Source organism: Streptomyces sp. CHD11, assembly GCF_018638295.1.
Classification (GTDB): domain Bacteria; phylum Actinomycetota; class Actinomycetes; order Streptomycetales; family Streptomycetaceae; genus Streptomyces.
In genome coordinates, this window is the sequence record NZ_JABTTS010000155.1 from 1 (window position 1) to 336 (window position 336).

1 protein-coding gene is annotated in these 336 nt (G+C 72.9%); it reads left to right on the forward strand.

Going from position 1 to position 336, the window contains the following annotated elements; genetic code table 11:
• Positions 1-336 (forward strand): beta-ketoacyl synthase N-terminal-like domain-containing protein (locus tag HTV45_RS33565; protein WP_215209651.1); only part of this gene is annotated, 336 nt, incomplete at both ends.

Sequence of the window (336 nt, forward strand, 5' to 3'; positions counted from 1 at the left end):
TGTCGGTGGACACGGCGTGTTCGTCGTCGTTGGTGGCGTTGCATCTGGCGGTGCGGGCGTTGCGCGGCGGTGAGTGTTCGCTGGCGTTGGCGGGTGGGGTGACGGTGATGGCGACGCCGTCGACGTTCGTGGAGTTCGCCCGTCAGCGGGGCCTGGCTCCGGACGGGCGGTGCAAGGCGTTCGGGGCCGGCGCGGACGGGTTCGGTCCGGCCGAGGGTGCGGGTGTGCTGGTGGTGGAGCGGTTGTCGGACGCGGTGCGCAACGGGCATCGGGTGGGGGCGGTGGTGCGGGGTTCGGCGGTGAACCAGGACGGTGCCTCGAACGGCCTGACCGCCC